Here is a 6689-nt window from a genome sequence, read left to right on the forward strand (position 1 = left end):
ATGACGAGTAGACAAGAGTAGAAAATGAAAGCACCACATCTGAAATCACTCATTCTGTTTTCGGCTATTGCCGTTGCAGTATCCGCCTGCGTCCCCAGTCCCGAAGATCTTGAGACGACGCCGGTCAAAGTACAGACACCAAAAGGTGTTGTGACCTGTCAGCTATATCGTCAGGATCGCGTGACCTGGGACCGTGCAATCGACTTCCCGGCCACGAAGATGTCGGTTCCCGAGGCTGACGCCTATTGTCGTCAGGAAGGCCAACGCCGACTGAAGTAAACGCGACAGCGCCCTCAAAGGGCGCTGCGTTACTTACCTGTTGCGAAACAAACCGCCAAGGATACCGCGCACAATCCGGCGCCCGGTTGTACCTTTAAGCTCTTTGATCACCGCTTCGGTCATTGCCGTGGCGAAGGTGTCCTGCTTGCGCTCAACCCGGGATGAGGACCGACCGACCCGGCTGCCGGAATATCTGCGGGCGGAAGAGTATTCGCGTTCGATCGGCGATTGCGCTTCAAGAACTTCGTCGGATTCCGCCCGTTCCGCTGCACTGGCCGCAGCTTGGGCTCGCGCCTGAAGAATCTCGAAGGCAGATTTTCGATCTACGCTCTTATCGTATTTCCCTGCCATCGCCGAGGCGGCAAGGATATCCCGGCGTTCGGCATCTGAAATTGGCCCCAGCTGAGATCCCGGTGGACGAATAAGCGTACGCTCGACCACGCCCGGAACGCCTTTCTTTTGCAGCATTGAGGTGACAGCTTCGCCAACGCCGACTTCGCGAATTGCCGTTTCCGTGTCGAAAGTCGGGTTTTCGCGATAGGTTTCAGCGGCCAGCCTCAGGTTCTTTCGGTCCCGCGCCGTGAATGCCCTTAGTGCGTGCTGTATACGGTTGCCCAGCTGTCCAAGAATATCTTCCGGGATGTCAGCAGGGCTCTGAGTGATAAAATATACCCCCACACCCTTTGAACGGATCAGGCGGGCGACCTGTTCAACCTTGTCCACCAGAACCTTAGGCGCATCGTCAAACAGCAGATGGGCCTCGTCAAAAAAGAACACCAGCTTTGGTTTTTCTGGGTCCCCAACCTCTGGCAACTCTTCGAACAGTTCGCTCAGCAGCCATAACAGGAACGTTGCATAAAGCCGTGGGGCAGCCATCAGCTGGTCGGACGCCAGTATGTTCACCATCCCCTGCCCGTTTTCGTCAGTTCGCATCAGATCGGCCAGATCCAGTGCAGGCTCGCCAAACAGCTTTGTACCACCCTGATTCTCGAGAACCAGCAGACGTCGCTGAATCGCCCCAATCGAGGACGTGGATACGTTGCCGTATCGCAATGACAGTTGCGCCCGATTCTCTCCGATCCAGACCAGCAGCGCCTGTAAGTCCTTGAGGTCCAGCAGCGGCATCCCTTCTTCGTCGGCCACGCGGAACGCGATATTCAGGATACCTTCCTGCGCCTCGCTCAACTCCAATAACCGCGACAGCAAAAGCGGACCCATTTCCGTCACTGTCGTACGCACCGGATGGCCCTGTTCACCGAACAGATCCCAGAATGTCACCGGGCAGGCAGAATAGGCAAAATCCTCGAACCCGATCCGACTGGCCCGGTCCTGAAAGGCCTGATTCAGTTTGTGGGTCTCGCTTCCGGGAAGGGCCAGCCCAGACAGGTCCCCTTTCACATCCGAGAGGAATACCGGGACACCCGCCTGAGAAAAACCTTCTGCAAGAATCTGCAATGTCACGGTCTTGCCGGTACCAGTTGCCCCGGCAATCAATCCATGGCGGTTCGCATATTTCAACGTAAGTTCCTGCGGCTGAGCATAGTTTTCACCGCCACCGCCCAAAAAGATATTCGTGCCCATTAACATTGCCTTATTGTTCACCGATCCGCCGCCAGCATACAAAGTTAACCTTTGACTGCGATAGTCTATTTGCCTTGCGTTGCGGGGCAAACTTCCTCCCTGTCGACTGGCCGTGCCTGCTGGCACGGCCCTTTTGGTTCGGCCCCTAGATTATTATTTTGGCGCATAGATTAAAAATTGAGGATAGCTGTTGACCCGTGTGCGCCCCTTCCGTAGGGTTTGCGCATAAATAAGTCGGCCAGTCCGACGGGGAGAAACTTATGGGGAAGGGAGCTGGTCGAACAGCTCCCTTTTTCTAATCTCCGAAGGTGCGGTTCCGACCTCAGGCAAGAATCCGTTCACGTTCGCAAAGGCTGCTCTGTTAGTGCCTGACACTGGTTCAGAAGAGTGTTAAACGAAGCAAAAAGATCAATCATCAACCCGAGGCATTCATGATCAAGAAAATCCTCTCGTTCAACACTATCGCCGCCGTACTTCTGTCCGGTGCGGCGTATGCACAGGACACATCCACAACCGCGCCTGAAGCTGGCCTCGACCTTGGTCAAGAAGGACCTCGGGCCGGTGAACAATTTGTAAAGGAAGAATTCGGAGATTGGGACGTTTCCTGTATCAAGGCACAGGAAGGCGACGATCCTTGTGCCATCGTTCAGGTTCTTGAAGGCAACAATGGTGATCCGATAGCAGAAGTATCGATCGGAAAACTGCCGGAAGGTGGTGCCGCTGTTGCCTGGGCAAACGTCATCGTACCCCTGGAAACACTGCTGCAAGCTCAACTGGCCCTGTCAATCGATGGCGCGCCGCGTAAGCTGTACAACTACCATCACTGCGTTCCGGTGGGCTGTATTGCGCAACTGGGTCTCAGCCAAGGCGATATTGACGCGATGAAAGCTGGTACCAAAGCGACGTTTTCACTGGTTCCCGCCCGTTTCCCGGATCAGGTTCTTGAAATGGACATGTCGCTTTCCGGCTTCACATCGGGCTTTGACGCTCTGAACGTCAACGCGAACTAAGAAAAAACATCCGTGGAAGCCGCCGTATTATTAACTGCGGCTTTTTCACTAAACCCGCTTCAGGGCCAGTACGGCATTCAACCCACCAAAGGCGAATGCGTTGCTAAGCGCGACGTCGACCTTTGCCTCGCGCGATTCGTTCGGTACGACGTCCAACGCGCATTCCGGGTCTGCTTCCTCATATCCGATCGTCGGTGCAATGACACCGTCCCGCAGTGCCATGATGCAGGCCAGCAGCTCAACAGCTCCGGTCCCACCAATCAGGTGGCCGTGCATGGACTTCGTGGACGATATCATCAGATCGTCTGCGTGCGGCCCAAACACGTCGGCCACCGCAGCGCACTCAGTTTTGTCATTTGCAGCCGTTCCGGTTCCATGTGCGTTGATATAGCCCACATCTTTTGCGTTCAGTTTCGCATCGGCTAAGGCACCAGCCATAGCCCGCGCGGCACCTTGTTTGCTGGGCATCACAATGTCCGAGGCATCCGATGACATGGCAAAGCCGGCAACCTCGCATAGTATTTCGGCGCCTCGGGCCCGGGCGTGTTCGTATTCCTCAAAGACAAAGACACCAGCTCCTTCGCCCTGCACCATTCCGTTGCGGTTGGCACTGAACGGACGGCACGCGTCTTTCGACATCACGCGCAACCCTTCCCAGGCTTTTACGCCGCCGAAACACAACATGGATTCGGACCCACCCGTAACCATGACCGGCGCCGCGCCGCTGCGCACAATCTGAAAGGCCTGCGCCATCGCATGGTTTGATGACGCACATGCTGTCGACACCGTGAAACTGGGGCCTTTTAGGTTGTGTTCCATGGAAACATGGCTGGCGGCCGCATTGTTCATGAGCTTTGGAACGACAAAGGGGTGTACCCTGTTCTTCCCGTCCTCATAGACAGAACGGTAATTGTCATCCCAGGTCGAAACACCACCGCCCGCGGTCCCCAGAACGACGCCTGATCTGGCCGCCAGTTCGCCGTGAAATTCGATGCCCGACTGTTCAATCGCCTCTTTGGCTGCTGTCAGGGTGAATTGGGTGAAACGGTCGTACAGCGACATCTGCTGTCGGTTGAACCGTCCCTCCGCCTCGAATCCCCGGACCTGTCCGCCGATCTTGATGGCCAACCGATCGACATCCCGGAATTCAAGTTCCGAAATACCACAACGACCTTCGCGCATGGCTTCCAGTGTATCAGGGACCGAATGCCCCAGCGAATTGATCGTACCTGCTCCGGTAATGACAACGCGTTTCATGAGCGTTTGTCAGACCTTTTCCGAAACGAGTTTTTCGATCCCAGAGATGATCGCGGCCACATTGGAGATATCAAAATCGTTGGCCTCGGGCTCGTTGGCATTGAAAGGAATCGAAATGTCGAACTCTTCCTCGATGGCAAATATGCTTTCGACCAGCCCTAGGCTGTCGATACCCAGATCTTCAAGCGTGCTTTCGGGCGTTACATCCGATGGCTCCAGAACGGCCTGCTCTGCAATGATCGCGATGACGCGGTCGCTGATGCTCATGTCGATCCCCTGATTATCAGTTTGAGGTTGATTTAATCGCTCGGGGTCTGTTTGAAAACAGCCTTTTTCAATGCCTCGACGTCGCGTGCCATACGGGGCAAACGCCGTTGTGCCTTGTAGATGTCCGTATGCGTTTCCATTCTGACGCCGGGATACCCCATGATCACGCGACCAGCGGGTACATTGGAAAGTATCTTGGTGCCGCCTCCGGCAATAACCCCGTCCCCGATGAAGATGTTGTCGACAACGCCGGTCTGACCGCCCAGAACCACGTTGTTTCCGATTTCAACCGAACCCGACACACCAGTCTGACCGCACAACAGGCAGTCCTGACCGACTCGGGTGTTGTGCCCGACATGGACCAGATTATCCAACTTGGAACCGTGGCCAATATACGTATTTCGGATCGTGCCATTATCGACTGTGCAATTCGCACCGACTTCGACGTCATCACCGATTTCCACCGCACCCAGCGAATGAATGCGCAGCCAGCTCTGCGCTTTGGCCTCACCCTGATCGCCCATTGTCTTGCGTACATTTTCGACGCCCGAGACTTCGGGTGTTACGAAGCTGAACCCGTCCCCTCCGATCCGGGCACCGGGTTGCGCGATAAAACGATCTCCGATCTGCGCCCGCGCGCCAATGCTGACCATTTCGCGCAACACTGCCTGGTCGCCCAATATGGCATCCATTCCCACCGCGCAATGTGCCCCTATGACAGAGCCTGCGCCGATCCGGGCGCGCGCGCCTACAACAACCAACGGTCCAATCGCGACGTCAGGACTGATTTCAGCTGTTGGATCGATCACGGCCGAAGGGTGTATCCCCGGCTCGACCCCCTGCCCCCGGTCCAGCATGGAAGTAATGCCAGCCATCGCCATACGTGGACGTTTGACAAAGATCGCAGCACGCAATCCCATCGCCTGCCAATCGGCCCCTTCCCAAAGGACGGCCGCATGAGCGGCTCCGTTGGTAAGCGCCTCGGCGTATTTCGGAGACATAGCCATCGCCAGATCTGTCGGGCCTGCATCGCCTGGTTCGGCGGCGCGCACAATCGTCAGGCCGCCATCGCCCTGACATTCGGCACCCAGAGACTCGGCGATCTGTTGTACGGTAAACTGCATGGCGGGCTCCCTTTTGGCAGGATTTGCCCTGTGCTTACCCCTGAACGTCCGGCAGGGCCACCCCTGCCTTTTGCAGGGCATCCCAAATCTTGCCGTCCCGTCCATAAACATCTCGGCGGTACTGTACTTCGCCTTTGGGCCCGATGTAGGCCGTTCGATAAATCAGATGCACCGGAACTTTCTGTTCCAAATTGACTTTGGTCTCTTTTCCGGTGTTCAGAACGCGATGGAAGAATGCCTTTGGATCTTCCTCCTGTTTGGCCAGAAGCGCGTAAGCAAATTCAAAGGGCTGGGCCAAGCGGATACACCCATGTGAAAAGGCCCGAACTTCGCGCGAGAACAGGTTTTTCTGTGGAGTATCATGCAGATAGATGTTGTGCTTATTGGGGAACATGAACTTCACCAGACCCAATGCATTGCTTTTGCTGGGCGGTTGGCGCATCGCGAAGGGAAAATTGCTGGTCGTGAACTGTGTAAAGTCTACCGCACCCCGATTGACCTGCCTGCCGCTTCTATCTGTTATCTGGATATGGCCAACAGCATTTGGGTTTGATTGCAGCTTCGGCAGGTATTCCTTGGTTATAATCGAGCGGGGAACATACCAGCTGGGGTTGATTACCATATGCTCCATCTCGTCCGAAAACTCCGGACTTCTGCGATCATGCACATTTTTTCCGATAACCGCACGGGTTTCAAAGGTGACTTGCCCGTCATCCACGATCTTCGCCGTGAAATCGGCTTGGTTCACAAGAATTTGACGCGTGCCACGTTCCCGAGGCAGCCACCGCTCGCGTTCCAACGCCACGTAAACGGCTTTCAACCGGTCTGTGGCTGGACGGTTCATTTCGGCAATCGTCCCTTTACCCGCTACACCATCGGGTTCAAGCCCATGCGCGGTTTGAAAGGCACGAACGCCCTCAAGCAATGCGTTATCGAAAGTCGGGCTGGCGGAAGGTTTCATGTAACCCATTACCACTAGGCGATCGCGCAGCTTGATAACATTTGGTCCCGTGTCGCCGTATTCCAGTTTGCTTTCGGGAACTTTTGGCCCCCATCCCCCCTGAAACACCAGCTTTTCCAAGGACAGCTTCTGCTTCATCAACGCACGGTATTGATGTGATTGCGGCGCCAAGGCTGTAAAGTAGGCCGCGCCCTGAGCGCTTATTCCTTG

7 protein-coding genes are annotated in these 6689 nt (G+C 55.6%); 2 read left to right on the forward strand and 5 right to left on the reverse strand.

The window, feature by feature from the left end; genetic code table 11:
- Positions 1 to 24: 24 nt before the first annotated feature.
- Positions 25 to 279, forward strand: a complete 255-nt coding sequence (locus AC2FND_RS12280) for a hypothetical protein (RefSeq protein ID WP_480545571.1) — start codon at positions 25 to 27, stop codon at positions 277 to 279.
- A gap of 33 nt (positions 280 to 312) precedes the next feature.
- On the opposite strand, the gene AC2FND_RS12285 is transcribed toward AC2FND_RS12280, so the two are convergent.
- Complete coding sequence (locus AC2FND_RS12285; RefSeq protein ID WP_496770000.1) at positions 313 to 1860, reverse strand: helicase HerA-like domain-containing protein; 1548 nt, start codon at positions 1858 to 1860, stop codon at positions 313 to 315.
- Positions 1861 to 2291: 431 nt separating this feature from the next.
- Between AC2FND_RS12285 and AC2FND_RS12290 the strand changes: the two genes are divergently transcribed.
- Positions 2292 to 2870, forward strand: coding sequence for an invasion associated locus B family protein (locus AC2FND_RS12290; RefSeq protein ID WP_496770002.1), 579 nt, complete (start codon positions 2292 to 2294; stop codon positions 2868 to 2870).
- Between the two features lie 48 nt (positions 2871 to 2918).
- On the opposite strand, the gene AC2FND_RS12295 is transcribed toward AC2FND_RS12290, so the two are convergent.
- The 4 genes from AC2FND_RS12295 to AC2FND_RS12310 all read right to left on the reverse strand — a co-directional run.
- Positions 2919 to 4127, reverse strand: coding sequence for a beta-ketoacyl-[acyl-carrier-protein] synthase family protein (locus AC2FND_RS12295; RefSeq protein WP_496770004.1), 1209 nt, complete (start codon positions 4125 to 4127; stop codon positions 2919 to 2921).
- A 9-nt stretch (positions 4128 to 4136) separates the two neighbouring features.
- Positions 4137 to 4394 carry an acyl carrier protein gene (locus AC2FND_RS12300; RefSeq protein WP_171723262.1) on the reverse strand — a complete coding sequence of 86 codons (258 nt, stop codon included), beginning with the start codon at positions 4392 to 4394 and terminating at the stop codon, positions 4137 to 4139.
- A gap of 32 nt (positions 4395 to 4426) precedes the next feature.
- A complete protein-coding gene (locus AC2FND_RS12305) occupies positions 4427 to 5518 on the reverse strand; it encodes a UDP-3-O-(3-hydroxymyristoyl)glucosamine N-acyltransferase (protein WP_496770006.1) in 1092 nt (363 codons plus the stop codon).
- A gap of 34 nt (positions 5519 to 5552) precedes the next feature.
- Positions 5553 to 6689, reverse strand: a 1137-nt coding sequence (locus AC2FND_RS12310) for a L,D-transpeptidase family protein (protein WP_496770008.1), incomplete at its 5' end; no start/stop codon positions are given.

The sequence above is a fragment of the Ruegeria sp. BHSB056 genome, from assembly GCF_059613305.1.

Excerpts from the sequence above, each read along its gene's own strand:
- AC2FND_RS12280 (WP_480545571.1), top strand. The coding sequence starts at position 25 with ATGAAAGCACCACATCTGAAATCACTCATTCTGTTTTCGGCTATTGCC.
- AC2FND_RS12285 (WP_496770000.1), bottom strand. The coding sequence starts at position 1,860 with ATGGGCACGAATATCTTTTTGGGCGGTGGCGGTGAAAACTATGCTCAG.
- AC2FND_RS12290 (WP_496770002.1), top strand. The coding sequence starts at position 2,292 with ATGATCAAGAAAATCCTCTCGTTCAACACTATCGCCGCCGTACTTCTG.
- AC2FND_RS12295 (WP_496770004.1), bottom strand. The coding sequence starts at position 4,127 with ATGAAACGCGTTGTCATTACCGGAGCAGGTACGATCAATTCGCTGGGG.
- AC2FND_RS12300 (WP_171723262.1), bottom strand. The coding sequence starts at position 4,394 with ATGAGCATCAGCGACCGCGTCATCGCGATCATTGCAGAGCAGGCCGTT.
- AC2FND_RS12305 (WP_496770006.1), bottom strand. The coding sequence starts at position 5,518 with ATGCAGTTTACCGTACAACAGATCGCCGAGTCTCTGGGTGCCGAATGT.